Raw genomic sequence first — 15,652 nt, forward strand, 5'->3', positions numbered from 1 at the left:
TTCGAAAATGCGTAAATGTTAGTCACGCTCGCCAAAGAAGGCCGTGCCGATGCGCACCGATGTCGCGCCAAGCGCCACCGCGGTCTCGAAGTCAGCACTCATCCCCATCGAAAGCTCGGTCAGGCCATTTTGCCTTGCCAATTTCGCCAAAAGGGCAAAATGCAGGCCTGCCGGCTCAACCGCCGGCGGAATACACATCAATCCCTCAACCCGCAGACCATGGTCCTGGGTCATGCGTGCAAGAAAGGCGGGCAGTTCAGCCGGGGCGATCCCGGCCTTCTGCGGCTCTTCGCCGGTATTGACCTGGACCAGAATGCGCGGTGAGCGCCCCGTCGCTGTCATCGCCTTCGCCAGCGCTGCGGCCAGCCGGTCGCGGTCGAGGGTTTCGATGACATCAAACAATTCCACCGCTTCAAGCGCCTTATTGCTCTGCAGCGGCCCGATCAGGCGTAATTCGAGATCTGGATGCTGCGCGCGCCGCGCGGACCAGTGCTCCATCGCCTCTTGGACACGGTTTTCGCCGAATACGCGCTGACCGGCCGCAAGCGCTGCGTCGAGCAGGGCATCAGGCTGGCGCTTTGACACGGCGACCAGAGTGATATCAGAAGGGGCGCGCTTGGCCTGTTGTGCTGCGGCGCCGAGCTGGGCGAGCAGATGAGTGCGACGGGCAGCGAGATCGGGAGAAGTGTCCATGACGCGGCCATATGATGCACAGCTCGCCTTGGCAAGACTGGCCCTGCGGGTGCGCGGCCCGATGGCGCTGGACCTGCCGGCGCTTTTTGCGCTCACCGATCCCGACAGGACCCATGACCCGCTTCGCCTCGCCGAAACGCTGGCGCCGGGAACGGGCCTCGTCTTTCGCCATTTTGGCGCCGCCGACCGGGTCGAGACGGGTTTGAAACTGGCTGAACTGGCCCGTGAAGGCGGTCTGTGCCTGCTGGTCTCCGCCGATCCGGAACTGGCGGACCAGATCGGCGCTGACGGAATTCACTGGCCCGAGCGTCTGCTCAGTCAGGCCGGCTCGCGCCGGGTGCGCGGTGACCGGCGGATATTCACCGCATCGGCGCATTCACCCGCCGCGATTTTTCGCGCCCGCCGCGCCGGTATTGATGCGGTGTTCCACTCAACGACATTTGCCAGTCAAAGCATCAGCGCGACGCGGCCGCATGGGCCATTCGCCGCCGCAGCAGCGGTTCAGGCGACGGGCATGCCCGTCTATCCCCTCGGCGGCGTCAACGCGCGCACGGGAAAGCGTTTGGTCGGATTGGGTTTTGCGGGGATTTGCTGCGTCGGCGCCGTGGCGCAGAGCTAGAAGCGCAGGGCGGATTCAAACTTGATTTCGGGCTGACGCACGACGTTGTCGGTCAGCCGGAAGGTCAGATCATCTGGCGAAACCAGCCGCACCTGACCACCCAGGCGAATACGATCACCCAGATTGATGAAGGCGCCGGCGCTGAGATCGCTATTATCGCTGCGAAGATCCGGACCATCCTGAATGCCGACCCGAACACCCCAACGGCCACCGGGGGATTCCCAGTCAACCGTCGATTCCAGATCGAAACCCGGACGCGTATTCTCATTCATCGACAGCGTGAAAGCTTCATACCAAGGTGTTTCGACGCCGAGCTCAGTGGTCGGTCGGACGTCAGCCCGGACATCAGACTCGCTGGTCGCAACCGGCTGCGTCTGAGGGGCAAGAGCGGCATCTTCCTGCGCAAAAGCTGCTGGCGCAGCACAGAGCATTGCCGTCGCGATCGAGCCTGCGATCACGCTTTTGGCCAAAAAGGCCCGGCAAAATCCCCACTTGGACATGGAACTAAACTCCCTTGAGCCATCAACCTAGCTACTTGAAACCGACTCCCCAAGCGGATTCTGCCTTCATGGTTGCAGAATCCATTCAGCTGTGGCGGATTTGTCAAAATTGCCAACCCAATTCGAGGAAGATCGCCGAACCGTTCAGCCGGGTTTCGGACCGCCCCAGCGGCCCGGTCACCGGGTCGTCACGGCTGGCCGCCTGGATGCCGCCGCCAACCACCCAATGCTCGCCCACCAGGCGCGAAGCGCTCAACTGCACCGTCTGACCATCGACATGGACCAGATCATCACTGAACCGGGCCAGCTCCAGCGCCGTCAGCCACGGACCCTGTTCGAGGGCCGCCGAGACCGACCAAGCTTCATAGGCACCGTCAGACGCGACGCCATTATTCGACCGCAACCAGCGCGCACCGGCGCTGAGCCCGCCATGCGTCCAGCGCAATCCGACATCGCGGGTGCTGATTCCGGCAAAACCGGCCAAGCCGGTCGCCTCGGCGCCCTCGCTCAATCCCAGACTGGCGGCAAACTCGTGCTCGCCGCGACGGATCTCATAACGGCCGCCAAATTCCCAGACATCGTCGGATACCGGGCTCAGCAATCCGGCCGGTCCGGCTCGCCAGGCGCAGGCATCAACGCCGCAATCGCGAACCCGGGGTGTGAACGATAGGGCAATGCGTAGCGAACCGATGCTGGACGATTGTCCAACAGCAATCGAACGGTAGACTAACTTGGGTGAAACGCCCGAGGTGAGATTGCGCGTCCGGGCACCGCTCAATCCGGTCAAATCGACCCGGCCGCCATCGGCCCGGCTGAGCCGGAAAGCCGTTGGTCCACTGGCCGGGTCCAGATCGGCCGCGCCTGCGCCATAACCCATCCGCAGCTCACCCCAGCCGATATCGAGATAGCCGTAACCTGACTGCAGCGCGATCCGGGTGCCCTCGTCGGCCTCCGTCACCGCAGACTGAAATCCGGAGCTCGCCGCACGCACGCCACGTGGGGTTCCGTCGACCAGTATGGTCGCACAATCACCTGACCCCGCAGGGCAATTTCCAACTCGACCACCCCAGGCCCGGCGTCCGGAATCGCGTTCCAACCGGCCACCGAGGACAAAACCCCAGCGTTGGCCGGATGCCGTAAACGTCTCAAGTTTGAGTTCAGCATCGACGTCGAACAACAGGTCCGCGCCCGATTGAGTACCATCGCCAACAAGCCATACGCTGCCGAAATCAAGCCGGAATTCCGGTTCAAATCCGTCTGATATATCAGATGTTGTTGGAGAAAATGTAGTCTGAGACAAAGCCGGCGGGCCCGCGAGTATCCCGAACAAAGCCGCGACAAGGATCGCGCTGGATGTCCGTTTCATACCTCGCGGCCCCGCCGATCGGCCCCGTCCCCCCGGACGTCGCGCCGTTAATGGATGCGAGAGACAGGCTGTGGTCAAGCGCCACCACCCCTTAATCAGAGCTATCCTTGCGACATGTTGCAGACATGCCACGCTCACATGGGTGCCTTTCGGCGCTGGCGTGACGAAGATCGCGTGTTATACACACCTTCCCGGGATGCCAAAGATCGCAAGAAACAGGCATACGGGAAGTGTTTTCGCCGTCTTGCATCGAAGGAGTAACGGCACATGTCCGACCGTCGGATTCTTGGCGCAGTCTTGTTCTCCGCCATCCTGTTCCTCCCAGCCTGCGCCTCACGGGGCAACGACGCTGCTTCCAATAGCGGCGCATCGTCAGAGCAACGCTCCGGTTTTCATTTACCGAGCCTGCCCAACCCGTTACGCAGCAACAGCCCGGTCGTGCCGGAAGGCATTGGCGTTAATGGCTATCTCTGGCGCGCCAGCCTCGACACGATCAGCTTCATGCCATTGTCGGAAGTCGACCCATTCGGCGGCGTCATCATCACGGACTGGTACGCCAATCCACAGATGACGAGCGAACGGTTCAAGCTTACCGTCTATATCCTCGACACGCGTCTGCGGGCCGATGCGCTCGCCGTCAACGTGTTCCGCCAGGTACGCGAAGAGGGCGGCGGCTGGATTGATGCCGAGACCAACCCGCAAACCTCCTATGAAATTGAAAACGCTATCCTGACCCGAGCTCGTCAGCTCCGCATTGCGCGGCTGGAAGATTAGGGCACCGGGTACGCGGTTGAATGCTGCGAGCCAAGGACATGAGCCGATACAATCCACGTGAAGCCGAGCCAAAGTGGCAGGCGGCTTGGGCGGAGCGTGATTCGTTCCGGGCCGGTGGGCCGAAGGCTCAAAACGGCAAGCCTAAATACTATGTGCTTGAGATGTTTCCCTATCCGTCGGGTCGCATCCATGTCGGGCATTCGCGGAACTACACGATGGGCGATGTCATCGCCCGTTATAAACGCGCGCGCGGCTTTGATGTTCTCCACCCGATGGGCTGGGATGCCTTCGGCCTGCCGGCCGAAAACGCGGCCCGCGACCGCGGCGTCCATCCAGGCAAATGGACCCATGCCAATATCGACGTGATGCGGGGCCAGCTCAAACGGCTCGGCCTGGCACTTGATTGGAGCCGGGAGTTTGCGACGTGCGATCCGTCCTATTACCGGCACCAGCAAGCGATTTTTCTGAAATTCTTCGAGAAAGGCCTGGTTTACCGCAAGACCGCCAAGGTCAATTGGGATCCGGTCGATCAAACCGTGCTGGCCAATGAGCAGGTGATTGACGGCCGTGGCTGGCGTTCCGGCGCACTGGTGATCCAGCGCGAGCTTGATCAATGGTTCTTCAAGATCACCGAGTACGCCGATGAGCTCACTGACGCGCTCGCAACCCTGGACCGCTGGCCGGAAAAGGTTCGCGTCATGCAGGCCAATTGGATTGGCCGCTCGCGCGGTGCGAATGTCTCCTTCCCCTTGAACGAGGACGCGCTCGCATCCGAGTTTGGTCCGACCATTGACGTCTTCACGACCCGGCCGGACACTCTGTTCGGAGCCAGCTTTTTGGCCTTGGCACCCGACCACCCGATCGTCCGCAAAATCGCGGAAGAGAATCCCGAAGTCGATCTCTTCATGCGGGAATGCTCGCGTATGGGGACGACCGCCGAGGACATCGAGAAGGCCCCCAAGCGTGGGGTCGATCTCGGCATCACAGTCCAACATCCGTTTGACAAAACTTGGGAATTGCCGGTTTGGGCCGCCAATTTCGTGCTCTCATCCTATGGTACAGGAGCAATTTTCGGCTCACCCGCCGGTGATCAACGTGATCTGGACTTTGCCCGAAAATATGACCTCGCCGTCAACCCGGTTGTCCTTCCGCCCGAGGAAGATGCGGATAGCTACAAGGTTAAATCTGAGGCCTATACCGGCCCCGGCACCATCATCAATTCGCACTTCCTGGACGGATTGAGCACCGAAACCGCGCTTGAGCGGGCCATCGCCGAGCTTGAAACGCTCAAGCTGGGCATGGGGGCAACCAGTTACCGCCTGCGCGACTGGCTGGTTTCGCGGCAACGATATTGGGGCTGCCCAATCCCGATCATTCACTGCGATGATTGCGGCGCGGTCCCAGTGCCTGCGGACCAACTGCCGGTCGAACTTCCCGAAGACGTTACGTTTGACCATCCCAGCAATCCGCTCGAGCGCCATCCGACCTGGAAGCATACCGAGTGTCCCGCTTGCGGCAAGCCGGCGCTGCGCGAGACCGATACGCTCGACACCTTTGTCTGCTCGTCTTGGTATTTCCTGCGCTTTACCTCGCCCTGGGCCGACGACCTTCCGTTTGACGCCGCAGAAGCCAAGCACTGGATGCCCGTCGACCAATATGTCGGCGGCATCGAACACGCCATCTTGCATCTCTTGTATGCGCGATTCTTCACGCGGGCCCTGAACGATACTGACCTGTTGAACATGGAAAGCGGCGAACCGTTTGCCGGACTGTTTACGCAAGGCATGGTGACGCACGAGACTTTCAAAGCGGGTGATGGCCGCTGGCTGTCGCCTGAAGAAGTCGAGCGCAAGCACGATAGTGCGACCGAAATCGCGACCGGAAAGCCTGTCACAATCGGTGGCATCGAGAAAATGTCGAAATCGAAAAAGAATGTCGTCGATCTCGACGCCTTCGTTGAGGATTTTGGCGCCGATGCGGCGCGCTGGTTCGTGTTGTCAGATTCGCCACCCGAACGCGATGTCGAATACACCGATAGCGGCGTCGAAGGCGTGTGGCGCTTCATCCAGCGTCTCTGGACTGTGACCATTTCACTGCCCGAAGGCGCGCCCGGTCCGCTCAATGTCGCGTCTGGTGCCGAGGGCAACGCCCTGCAGCTGCGAAAGGCCGCTCACAGGACGCTCAAAGGTGTCACCGAGGCCATTGAAGGCTTTCGCTTCAACTCGGCCGTTGCCCAGGTCCACGATCTCGTCAACGCCCTGCGCAAGGCTGAGGGTGAAGGCGACGCCATGATCGGGGCGCGAGCTGAGAGCCTTGGCATATTGGCTCGCCTGATCTCACCCTTCATTCCACATTTGGCTGAGGAATGCTGGGAGCGGCTCGGCGGTGAAGGCCTTGTCATTAATGCGCCATGGCCGGCAGTCGACGCAGCTCTCCTGGTTGAATCTGAGCTGGTGCTTCCGGTTCAGGTGAATGGGAAGCGTCGAGGCGAGATCTCCGTGGCCAAGGGAATGGACCAGGAATCGGTCAAACAAGTCGCGCTTGCCGAAGAAGGAGTAGCGCGTTCGCTGGAAGGGCTTACGATACGCAAAGTGATCGTGGTACCAGATCGCATCGTGAATATCGTCGCGGGATAAAATAATGCGCTCTTTTCGTTTTTCAGTGGCCGCCTTGGTCATCCTCTCCTTCAGCGCCCTTTCGGCCTGTGGCTTCACACCCCTTTACGGCGCAAACGCCGTCACCAGCGGCCTATCGGATATCAGGGTTGAAACGGGCCAGGAACGGATTGATTTCCGGCTTCAGGAGGCTCTGTTGGACGGTATGAGTGCCCGGCATGCCGCCGGGCCCTACACCCTTCACGCAACCACAACCGTCCTTTCACAACCTTTCGGGGTTGGGGTCGACGCTATCGCGAGCCGGTTCGCCGTACAGGTCAGTGTGCAATGGCAGCTGGTGCGGGAAGGAAGTTTGGAACCCATCCTGACGGGAATTGCCAACAGCGACGCATCCTACGATGTCCCCGCCGGGGTTTATGGTGGACTTGCTGCCGAGTCTGACGCCGAAAATCGCGCGATCGGCGTCGCGGCAGATCGGATTATAACCCAACTTGCGCGGTCCATACGGGATGAGGACGCGTGGTAAAGCCATCGCCACGCGATGCAGATGCCCGAATTGCCCGACCAGATCCCGCTTTCAAGGCTTATCTGATATTCGGCCCCGACCGAGGGTTAGTGCATGAACGCGCGATCACCTTGGCCCGGGCGCTGGTCCCGGATCCGAACGATCCGTTCGCTGTCACCCAACTCACTGAAGAAGATATGAAATCCGACCCGGCAGCACTCGCTGACGCGATGGCGGCAATGTCGCTTACAGGCAGCGCGCGCCTGGTCCGCGTCCGGCTGTCGGGCGAGACTGGGAGCGGACCGGTTCTGGAGCTCGTGACGGCGCTGGAAAAAGGCCTCGCGCAGGTGGAAGCCTGCCTGATCGTCGAGTCAGGCGATCTGACTCCTCGCGGCAAATTGCGGAAAATATTCGAACCGGCGAAGGCCGCAATGGCGATCGCCTGTTATCCGGATTCAGCGCAGTCGCTTGGTGACATTGCAACCAAAATGCTTGCGGAGGAAGGGCTTACGCTGACCGCGGCCGCGCGATCTGCGTGGCTGCCCAGGTTGGAAGGGGATCGCGCCTTTGCTCGCGGCGAAATAGAAAAATTACTGTTGTTCAAAGGGTTACAATCACAGCGCTCTGATGATGATACTCTCGTTGAGCTATCTGATATCGAGATGATCGCAGCGGATCAGGGTGATGCGGAACTGGATGCGATCATTGGGCCAGTGCTCGACGGCGAGCTGACGACCGCTGACAGCGCCTATGTCCGGGCGCTGGGCGGTGGTGCAAGTGCGGTTGGTGTCTTGCGTGCGCTGCAACGGCGTCTCGACCAAATCGGATCCGTCCACGCTGCCGGCGGAGACGAAAACGCTATGCTGCGCAGCGGAGCGCCGCGTTATGGCCCGCAAGCGGCGCAATTCAAGCGTCAATTGGGGCTGTGGCGCGGTCGACGGCTCGATGCGGCGCGGCAATTGGCCTTCGATGCCGAGCGCGCCGTCAAACGTTCGGCCAGTCCAGCGGATACGCTGGTTGGCGAGCTCCTGCTTCGGCTGGCGCGCGGCGCAGCTAGAATGCGCGCCTGACAGGCCTCAGCGCTCAACAGATCCCAAGCGGCGGCAAACATCGTCGAGCTGCTCAAGGGTCGTGTAACGCACACGCACTTCGCCGCCTTCAGCACCATGCCGAATATCCACATCAAGACCGAGTCGAGCCGAAATATCCGCCTCAAGCGAGCGTGTGTCAGCATCCTTGTCAGGGGCGTCCGCAGAGGGCCGGACTTTCGGCCCTGGCACCGGTCGATCAGCTGCGTTGCGCGCCATACGTTCGGCATCACGAACTGTTAGGCCCTTATCTACAATTAGTTGTGCGAGTTCCGCCGAATTTGGTGCGGAAGCGATTGCACGGGCATGCCCGGCGGAAATCTGACCTTCGGCTAAGTATGTCAGGACACTGGCAGGAAGCGAAAGCAACCGGACCATATTGGCAACATGGCTACGGCTCTTTGAAACAGCCCGCGCGACGTCTTCTTGAGTGTGTCCGTAGCGATCGATCAATTGCCGATAGGCCTGCGCTTCTTCGACCGGGTTGAGATCGGCGCGCTGCACATTCTCGACAATGCCGATCTCAAGCGTTTCCTGATCGGACAGCTCGCGCACGAGCGCCGGCACTTCGTGCAAGCGCGCCCGTTGTGCCGCGCGCCAACGACGCTCGCCAGCAACGATTTCATAGCCTTCCTCAGGCCCTTTGGCTGGCCGGACCAGGATAGGCTGAACAATCCCCTTCTCGGCAACCGAAGCCGCCAATGCTTCCAGCTCGCTCTCTACCATTGCTTTGCGCGGTTGGTCAGGATTTGGGCGGATCAATTCGATCGGCAGCATGCGAACACCATCACGTGTTGCCGGCGCGTCTGCAGCTGCCGGCAGGGTGTCGAAATTCTCGCCCTCTGACTCGCCCAGCAAGGCAGAAAGGCCCCGGCCGAGACGGCGATTCTTGTCCGATGCACTCATGCCAGTTCATCCTGTTTCAACTGATTGCGGCTGCGTTCCTGGCGGACGATTTCCCGAGCCAGGCCGAGATAAGCCTGCGAACCGCTGCAGGCGAGATCATAGAGCAGGACCGGCTTGCCAACCGACGGCGCCTCGGAGACGCGCACATTGCGTGGAATGACGGTCTTGTAGACCGTGTCGCCGAAATGACCGCGCACATCGGCGGCGACTTCGGCCGAGAGATTATTGCGGGAATCATACATGGTCAGGACGATGCCCTGGATCTCCAACTTCGCATTCAGATGTCCGCGGACCCGCTCAACGGTGCGGATTAGTTGGGTCAAGCCCTCGAGCGCAAAGAATTCGCACTGTAGCGGCACCAGAATGGAGTCAGCCGCCGTCATGGCATTGACTGTCAGGACGTTAAGCGAAGGCGGGCAATCGATCAGGATATAATCAAAGCCATCCGAACGACGTGCAAGAGATTGAAAATACTGATCTACGGCCCGTTTCAGACGATACGAACGCCCTTGATCTGTGGCCAGCTCCAGCTCAGCTCCTGACAGGAGGACATCGGAGGGTAAGATCGACAGGCCGGGCACCAAGGTCGGCACAAGCGCCTGCTGCAGCGGCACGCCACCAACCAAAACGTCGAAAGATGTCGTCGTCCGCCGCGCGGGCGGCACACCAAGCCCAGTTGAGGCATTCCCCTGGGGGTCGAGGTCCATGATCAGGACCTTCTGCTTTACTGCGGCCAGTGCGGTACCAAGATTGATGGCGGTCGTTGTCTTTCCGACCCCGCCTTTCTGATTGGCAATGGCGATCACTCGGGGCGCTCGGTGGCGCATTACATCATCGGACACGCTGTACCTCACTGATGCGCAAGATCACACCATCGCCGGTCTGACTGGGTATGACTTCGCAGTCGAATGTCCAGTGTTTGCGGGCCTCGGTCAATTCATCACGGTAGTGCCGACCCTTGAAAAACAGACCGACAACCCCGGTTTTCAACAGCGGGGCAGCGAATCCCAATAATTTATTCAAGGGTGCAAAAGCCCGTGCTGTCACCAGTTGGAAGCTTTCTGACGGGTCCATATCCTCGACCCGAATCGTTCTGGCCTCTGCTGCCAGGTCGAGTTCGTCGATCACGCGGTTGAGAAATGCAGTTTTCTTGGTCACGGAGTCGATCAGTACCACCCGGGCGTCAATCGCACGATCCCGGAAGGCCAAAGCGAGCGCCAAGCCCGGAAAGCCGGCGCCCGCCCCGAGGTCAGCAACGGAGCGAGTGTCGGGTGGCAATAATTCCATCAGCTGCAGGCTATCGAGGGCGTGTCGCTCCCAAAAGTCATCCAGCGTCGAGCGTCCGACCAGATTGGTGTGGGCATTGACCTCGACGAGAAGCTCCCGCCAGCGATCAAAACCGAGCGCTGTTTCACGTGAAACACCGGTGGCCGTCTGAAATTCATCACGCGTCACTCAGCTCGCCTTTTTCTTCTGTCGCTTGACATAGGCCAGAACGGCCGTGAGCGCCCCCGGCGTTACACCCTCGATGCGCGACGCCTGGCCAAGAGTGTCAGGACGAGCGGCCATAAGCTTCTCACGCGCCTCATTGGAAAGCCCGCCGACGGACGTGTAGTCGAGATCTGCGGGGATCCGCACGGCCTCGTCCCGCCTGAATGCCAAGATGTCGGCCTGCTGGCGGTCGAGGTAGCCCGCATAAACGGCATCGATTTCCATCTGCTCCGCGACCGGGCCGTCAAAAACGGATAACTCCGGCCAGATGCGCGTCACGTCGCCCCAATTGATTTCTGGATAGGCTAGCAGATCAGCCACAGTACGCCGGCGACCATCCGCGTTGACCGACAATCCGTGGCGTTGAGCCTCGGGTGGTGTGATGTCCAGCGTCGCGATGCGCTCTCTCGCGCGCTCGAGTTGACCTAGTTTCACGTGAAACATATCTCGGCGCCCGGAAGCGACAGCGCCCAGCTCAATTGCCTTTGGCGTCAGTCGTTGGTCCGCATTATCAGCACGCAGCAGCAAACGATATTCAGCCCGTGACGTGAACATGCGATAGGGTTCGCTGACCCCACGTGTGATCAAATCGTCGATCATCACGCCGATATAGGCCTCTGACCGGCTCAAAATTAAGGGTTCACTCCCGCCTGCGGCCAGTGCGGCATTAAACCCGGCCACCAGGCCTTGAGCGGCGGCCTCTTCATAGCCTGTCGTGCCGTTGATCTGGCCAGCCAGCCACAGGCCGGGCACAGCCCGGACCTGTAGGGTTGCGTCGAGTTCGCGCGGGTCAACATAGTCATATTCGATCGCGTAACCGTACCGCTTGACCTCAACCTGTTCCAGGCCGGGGATCGTGCGCAGAAAGGCGTCCTGGACGGCGTCCGGCATCGAAGTCGAGATACCATTTGGGTAGACGGTGTCGTCATCCAAACCTTCGGGCTCGAGAAATATCTGGTGCTCGGAACGATCCGCGAAGCGTACGACCTTGTCCTCAATCGATGGGCAATATCGTGGGCCACGGCCAGAGATCGAGCCGCTATAAACCGCCGATTGCTCAAGATTTTCCGCGATGATCCGATGCGTCGCCTCGTTTGTGTGCGTGATGGCACAGCTGATCTGAGGCACAGTGATCTTGGCGGTGAGAAACGAAAACGGCACGGGGACGTCGTCAGCAGCCTGTTGGTCGAGACTATCCCATGCAATCGAGGACTTAAGAATGCGGGCCGGCGTGCCGGTCTTGAGCCGCCCCATCCGCAGGCCCAGACCGTAGAGCGTTTCGCCCAACCCAATGGAGGGTTGCTCACCATATCGTCCGGCCGGAATTCGCTCGAGGCCGCGATGGATCACACCGCGCAGAAAGGTCCCGGTCGTCAATACAACACTGGGCGCGCGATAACTCTGACCTGAGGCGTCCAAGACACCAACGCAGCGGCCATCCTCGAGGATCAAATCCTCAACCGGGGCCGCGATGATTTCAAGATTGGTTGTTTCCGCCAGAGCGGCCTGCATGGCTTCGCGATAGAGCTTGCGATCCGATTGTGTCCGCGGTCCTCGGACAGCCGGCCCCTTTGAGCGGTTGAGCAATCTGAACTGAATCCCGGACGCGTCAGCCACGCGCCCCATCAACCCGTCCAGGGCGTCAATCTCGCGGACCAGATGTCCTTTACCCAAGCCGCCGATAGCTGGATTGCACGACATCTCGCCAATCGTTTCCAGCTTGTGCGTTAACAAAAGCGTCTTCGCGCCCAGACGTGCCGATGCCGAAGCGGCGTCACAGCCGGCATGTCCCCCACCGATAATGATGACGTCCCAGGTTTTCATGGTTTCTTGTCCAAACACGGAGGCGAAGTCCGGCGAAGGCCGCTACATAGGGCTGACGACGCTCTGAGTCGAGCGGTGGCGTCCAGTGTTTCACGTGAAACACCGCTGGAGCGCCCTATTTGCCGATGCAAAACTGACTGAAGACGCGGTCGAGGATATCTTCAACATCAACGCGGCCGGTCAGAGATTCGAGCGCCCGGACGGCCAGGCGGGCATCCTCACCGGCCAATTCCGGCGCATCGGCCAGCCGTGTCCGGCAACGCAGTAAGGCAGAATGAGCCGCTTCAACGGCGCGCCGATGCCGCGCCCGGCTCAAGGCCGGCAGTTCACGCGCACCCAGCCGCTCCTGCACAATCGCCTCGATGCGCCGCTCCAGGGCATCAATGCCCTCACCGGTTTTGGCGCTGACCCCAAGTCCGGCACCACCCGTCTTGCCCGAGACCAGATCCAGCTTGTTGAGGACCAGAAGATCGTCATCCAACAAACGACCTTTGAGATCGAGCAGTTCGCTCTGGGAGCGCGCATCAGCGACGCCGATCCGAAGATCGGCGTGCTCGGCCCGGTCCAGCGCCCGGCGGACGCCCTCAGCCTCAATCGCATCTACCGCTTCACGCAGCCCGGCCGTATCGCAGATCACGACCGGAAAGCCAGCCATCGTCACCCTCACTTCAACGATATCGCGCGTTGTCCCGGGAATATCGGTCACAATAGCCGCATCCCGGCCCGCCAGCCGATTGAGCAAACTCGATTTGCCGGCATTGGGCGCGCCGATCAGCGCGATCGAAAACCCAGTGCGGACCCGCTCGCCACGACGGCCGTCGGCCAAATGCAATTCGATGGAGAAGATCAGGCCCGAAATCGGCTCATAAGCCCGATGGGCCAGCGCATCAGGCACATCGGCCTCGTCGGGAAAATCGATCTCGCCCTCAATCGAGGCCAGCACCGAGATCAAGGCCTCGCGCCAGCCCTCATAGAGCTGTTTCAGTGAGCCGGACATCTGCGCCAGCGCCTGCTTGCGCTGACCTTCGGTCTCGGCCTCGATCAGATCCGCGAGGCCTTCGGCTTCCGTCAGATCCAGCTTGTCATTCTCGAAGGCGCGCCGCGTAAACTCGCCCGCCTGGGCCAGGCACCCACCAGCGCTCTCGATTGCCGTGATCGCTCCGTCAATCACCGCGGCGCCGCCATGCAGGTGTAGCTCGACGCAATCCTCGCCGGTAAAGCTGGCGGGAGCCGGAAACCAGAGTACCAGCGCGCGGTCGAACACATCGCCGGTCGCGGTGTGGAGACTGCGCAAACTGGCTTGGCGCGGCACGGGGTAAGGCTCCGTCAGCAGCGCGGCCAGAATATCTCTGGCGCTTGGTCCAGAAAGCCGCACCACCGCAATTCCCGACCGCCCTGGTGGCGTCGACAAGGCATATATAGTTGTTTTCACTTGCTTATTTCTTGGTTCCTGGTGTGGGCGTCACCGCAGCCTGACGCATCAAGTTCATGAAGGTGTCAGTCATTTGCCCGCCATAGGCGCTCCATTGCCGCATTAGGGCATCGGGCTCAAGCGATTCCATATTCGCATCCATGCGCCGGACCATCTCGCTGGTGAGGTGTTCATTGAGCGCTGTAACGTCCGGCAGACCCAGAAAAGCCCGCGCCTCAGCTGGCAAGCAGTCGATTTCGATATTGACCTTCATAACCATCTCCCGAAGTGTTGCGATGAGACTATCGCACAGAATTGGAGCGGACCATGAGCGGTCAAGACATTGAGATCGAATCTCCAGACGGAAACTTCTCGGCTTATCTCTCAACTCCGAAATCTGGCCAAGGGCCAGGCGTCCTCGTCCTGCAAGAGATTTTCGGCGTCAATCCGGCGATGCGATCACTCTGCGACTGGTTGGCCGGCGCCGGCTTCACCGCGCTTTGCCCCGACTTGTTCTGGCGCATTGAACCCGGGATCAAGCTGGATAGCGAAAGCGATGCCGGTCTCAAGCGCGCCTTCGAGCTGTTCGGTATCTTCAACCACGACACCGGCCTGTTGGATATCCAGACCAGCTTGGCCAAACTGCGCACGCTCGACGCCTGCACCGGCAAGGCCGGCGCGATCGGCTACTGCCTCGGCGGTCTGCTCGCCTACCGCACCGCCTGCCATACGGACTCTGATGCCAGCGTCGGCTATTATGGGGTCAGCATCCAGGACAGGCTCGATGAAGCCAAAGGCATCCGCCACCCGCTCATGCTCCACATTGCCGGTGCCGACGGCCTCACCCCGCCGGCAGCGCAGGCCAGCCTCTACAAAGGCTTGGCTGCGAACCCGCTGGTCACGCTGCACGACTATCCCGGCCAGGAACATGCCTTTGCGCGGCCAAATGGGGGGCATTACGACGCCGAAAGCGCCACCATCGCCAATCGCCGCACCTTGGAATTCCTGCATCTGCACCTGGATTGACGTTATCTGCCGAAACCGTGTGGCTTAATCGCTGGCAATAACCCAACTTGGCCGCGCTGTAAGCCGGGCGAAATAACTCTTGAGATTCTCGGGTGCGTCGGAAAACTGCCGGATCAGCTTCAAGAGAAAGAACATATACCCCATCGAGATATCGGCGGCCGTGAAGCGGTCACCAGCGATGAATTCACGGTCGCCCAGCCCGTGAGTCGAGGCAAAATCCAGCAGCTTGTCAGTCTCATAGCGCGCCCATTTCGCCAGATTTGGATCGCGCTTGTCCTCGGGCAGCAATTGGGTATGCGCCAAGAGCAGGGATACCGGCATGATCATGCCGCTTTCGCCGAAATGCAGCCAATGCAGGAAGCGGCCATAATCCGCTTCGTCAGGCGCGACGTCCAGCGGGCTCGGGCCGTAGCGGCCGAGCAGATACTGCATGATCGCGATCGAATCGAGGATGATCTCATCGCCATCCTTCAAGGCCGGGACCTTCCGGAGCGGGTGGATCAGCGCATAACTCTCATCCCCGGCCGGCCGCGTCGCAAATTGCACTGTGTGCAACTCATAGGGCAGCCCCATTTCCTCCAGCAACCAACGCACCCTGATCGAGCGGGTGCGCGGCGCATGGTAGAGCGTCAGATCAGGCGTGTGGCTCATGGGGCTTCCTCCGGAAATTATTACCCAATCCAAGCGCCAATTTCACGCCAAGCAAAGCGATCTCTGCTGCATCGCCACCAAACACGCCGTTCTGCGCGGGCCGAAGCCGACGGGCATCGCTGAACATCAGCCAGGTACAGACACAAAAAAGCCCGCCGAACCAAAGGTTTGACGGGCTTTTTG

Annotated in this window: 16 protein-coding genes; 6 read left to right on the forward strand and 10 right to left on the reverse strand. The window is 60.6% G+C overall.

The annotated features are described in order from the left end of the window. Positions 1-18: 18 nt before the first annotated feature. Entirely contained in the window at positions 19-693 is a 675-nt protein-coding gene (locus AAC029_RS08410) for a YggS family pyridoxal phosphate-dependent enzyme (RefSeq protein WP_339746289.1), read from the reverse strand. On the opposite strand from AAC029_RS08410, the gene AAC029_RS08415 reads away from it, so the two are divergent. After that, positions 692-1,312 carry a thiamine phosphate synthase gene (locus AAC029_RS08415; protein ID WP_339746291.1) on the forward strand — a complete coding sequence of 207 codons (621 nt, stop codon included), beginning with the start codon at positions 692-694 and terminating at the stop codon, positions 1,310-1,312. The genes AAC029_RS08410 and AAC029_RS08415 overlap by 2 nt on opposite strands. Here the strand turns inward: AAC029_RS08415 and AAC029_RS08420 are convergent. Together AAC029_RS08420 and AAC029_RS08425 are read right to left on the reverse strand one after the other, a co-directional pair. Continuing rightward, positions 1,309-1,812 carry an NtrZ family periplasmic regulatory protein gene (locus tag AAC029_RS08420; RefSeq protein WP_339746294.1) on the reverse strand — a complete coding sequence of 168 codons (504 nt, stop codon included), beginning with the start codon at positions 1,810-1,812 and terminating at the stop codon, positions 1,309-1,311. The genes AAC029_RS08415 and AAC029_RS08420 overlap by 4 nt on opposite strands. A 103-nt stretch (positions 1,813-1,915) precedes the next feature. Continuing rightward, positions 1,916-2,989 carry a hypothetical protein gene (locus AAC029_RS08425; RefSeq protein ID WP_339746297.1) on the reverse strand — a complete coding sequence of 358 codons (1,074 nt, stop codon included), beginning with the start codon at positions 2,987-2,989 and terminating at the stop codon, positions 1,916-1,918. A 456-nt stretch (positions 2,990-3,445) separates the two neighbouring features. On the opposite strand from AAC029_RS08425, the gene AAC029_RS08430 reads away from it, so the two are divergent. Genes AAC029_RS08430 through holA form a run of 4 tightly spaced genes read left to right on the forward strand, consistent with a single transcriptional unit; the run spans position 3,446 to position 8,142 of the window. Further along, positions 3,446-3,952 carry a DUF3576 domain-containing protein gene (locus AAC029_RS08430; protein WP_339746299.1) on the forward strand — a complete coding sequence of 169 codons (507 nt, stop codon included), beginning with the start codon at positions 3,446-3,448 and terminating at the stop codon, positions 3,950-3,952. A gap of 38 nt (positions 3,953-3,990) precedes the next feature. After that, positions 3,991-6,588 carry a leucine--tRNA ligase gene (leuS, locus tag AAC029_RS08435; protein ID WP_339746301.1) on the forward strand — a complete coding sequence of 866 codons (2,598 nt, stop codon included), beginning with the start codon at positions 3,991-3,993 and terminating at the stop codon, positions 6,586-6,588. Positions 6,589-6,592: 4 nt separating this feature from the next. Beyond that, entirely contained in the window at positions 6,593-7,093 is a 501-nt protein-coding gene (gene lptE / locus AAC029_RS08440) for an LPS assembly lipoprotein LptE (RefSeq protein ID WP_339746303.1), read from the forward strand. Further along, positions 7,087-8,142 carry a DNA polymerase III subunit delta gene (gene holA, locus AAC029_RS08445; RefSeq protein ID WP_339746305.1) on the forward strand — a complete coding sequence of 352 codons (1,056 nt, stop codon included), beginning with the start codon at positions 7,087-7,089 and terminating at the stop codon, positions 8,140-8,142. Before lptE ends, holA begins: the two co-directional genes overlap by 7 nt. Positions 8,143-8,148: 6 nt before the next feature. Here the strand turns inward: holA and AAC029_RS08450 are convergent, their stop codons facing one another. The 6 genes from AAC029_RS08450 to AAC029_RS08475 all read right to left on the reverse strand — a co-directional run bounded on the left by AAC029_RS08450 (position 8,149) and on the right by AAC029_RS08475 (position 14,066). Further along, positions 8,149-9,066 carry a ParB/RepB/Spo0J family partition protein gene (locus tag AAC029_RS08450; RefSeq protein WP_339746307.1) on the reverse strand — a complete coding sequence of 306 codons (918 nt, stop codon included), beginning with the start codon at positions 9,064-9,066 and terminating at the stop codon, positions 8,149-8,151. Further along, complete coding sequence (locus AAC029_RS08455; RefSeq protein WP_339746475.1) at positions 9,063-9,893, reverse strand: ParA family protein; 831 nt, start codon at positions 9,891-9,893, stop codon at positions 9,063-9,065. Before AAC029_RS08455 ends, AAC029_RS08450 begins: the two co-directional genes overlap by 4 nt. Positions 9,894-9,897: 4 nt before the next feature. Next, on the reverse strand, positions 9,898-10,521 hold the full coding sequence (gene rsmG, locus AAC029_RS08460) for a 16S rRNA (guanine(527)-N(7))-methyltransferase RsmG (protein WP_339746311.1): 624 nt from the start codon (positions 10,519-10,521) through the stop codon (positions 9,898-9,900). Then, positions 10,522-12,381: a tRNA uridine-5-carboxymethylaminomethyl(34) synthesis enzyme MnmG gene (gene mnmG, locus AAC029_RS08465; protein WP_339746313.1), complete on the reverse strand. Its 1,860-nt coding sequence runs from the start codon at positions 12,379-12,381 to the stop codon at positions 10,522-10,524. A 115-nt stretch (positions 12,382-12,496) separates the two neighbouring features. Continuing rightward, on the reverse strand, positions 12,497-13,813 hold the full coding sequence (mnmE, locus tag AAC029_RS08470) for a tRNA uridine-5-carboxymethylaminomethyl(34) synthesis GTPase MnmE (protein WP_339746316.1): 1,317 nt from the start codon (positions 13,811-13,813) through the stop codon (positions 12,497-12,499). Between the two features lie 4 nt (positions 13,814-13,817). Continuing rightward, positions 13,818-14,066: a DUF6489 family protein gene (locus AAC029_RS08475; protein ID WP_339746319.1), complete on the reverse strand. Its 249-nt coding sequence runs from the start codon at positions 14,064-14,066 to the stop codon at positions 13,818-13,820. Positions 14,067-14,119: 53 nt separating this feature from the next. Between AAC029_RS08475 and AAC029_RS08480 the strand changes: the two genes are divergently transcribed. After that, on the forward strand, positions 14,120-14,818 hold the full coding sequence (locus AAC029_RS08480) for a dienelactone hydrolase family protein (protein ID WP_339746322.1): 699 nt from the start codon (positions 14,120-14,122) through the stop codon (positions 14,816-14,818). A gap of 24 nt (positions 14,819-14,842) precedes the next feature. Here AAC029_RS08480 and AAC029_RS08485 read toward each other — a convergent pair whose 3' ends face one another. Next, on the reverse strand, positions 14,843-15,469 hold the full coding sequence (locus AAC029_RS08485; protein ID WP_339746325.1) for a glutathione S-transferase family protein: 627 nt from the start codon (positions 15,467-15,469) through the stop codon (positions 14,843-14,845). Positions 15,470-15,652 lie beyond the last annotated feature (183 nt).

This window comes from uncultured Maricaulis sp. (assembly GCF_963975345.1).
Classification (GTDB): Bacteria; Pseudomonadota; Alphaproteobacteria; order Caulobacterales; family Maricaulaceae; genus Maricaulis.